Source organism: Mycobacterium sp. IS-1264 (assembly GCF_001954195.1).
Classification (GTDB): domain Bacteria; phylum Actinomycetota; class Actinomycetes; order Mycobacteriales; family Mycobacteriaceae; genus Mycobacterium.
Map to the genome: position 1 here is coordinate 1 of NZ_MBES01000001.1, position 638 is coordinate 638.

At 64.3% G+C, this 638-nt stretch carries 2 protein-coding genes; one reads left to right on the plus strand and one right to left on the minus strand.

The genetic code is table 11. The features are described 5' to 3' along the window. Nucleotides 1-317: TetR/AcrR family transcriptional regulator (locus A5744_RS00005; protein ID WP_139331169.1), on the minus strand; the 317-nt coding region annotated here is incomplete at its 3' end. A gap of 75 nt (nucleotides 318-392) precedes the next feature. Here A5744_RS00005 and A5744_RS00010 point away from each other — a divergent pair. Then, a partial coding sequence (locus A5744_RS00010; RefSeq protein ID WP_139331170.1) for a helix-turn-helix domain-containing protein occupies nucleotides 393-638 on the plus strand: 246 nt, incomplete at its 3' end.

A 638-nucleotide genomic window follows, 5' to 3' on the forward strand; every position in this document is an offset into this window, starting at 1 on the left:
TCGCGCATCAACTGTCCGCATTCGTCGAGCACCGCTTCGATTCGACCGATGACGTTGCCCGGGCGCTGCGCAGCCTGCCGCAGGCGGGGCATGGATGCGTCGGCCCGGGCCGAAATCGTCGCCTGCATCAGTTCCGACTTATTGGGAAAGTAGTTGTACAAGCTGGAGCTCGTCACGTTCGCCACGCGGGCTATCTCACGGATCGTGGCCTTCGAATAGCCGGCCTCGGCCACACACCTCATGGTTGCCACGATGATCCGCCGGCGAGTTTCCTCGCCACTGGCGCCCACGGGGCGGCCCAGCTGTGTTCGGGTCATGGTCGGTCGGGTCCTCGCTGATATGTGGTCGAATATATTCGACCGACCGACGACTTCCGGCTCCCGCGGAGGTGCATGACCACCACGCCGTCGCAGCTCGGGCGTCCGGTGGGCGCGAATGCCGAAGAGACTCGCCGACGAATCATCGCCGCGGCAATGCGCTGCGTGGGCGACGTCGGCTACTCAAAAGCCACGATCCGCGAAATCGCCCGCGTGGCGAACGTGACGAGCTCCAGCTTGTACAACTACTTTCCCAATAAGTCGGAACTGATGCAGGCGACGATTTCGGCCCGGGCCGACGCATCCATGCCCCGCCTGCGG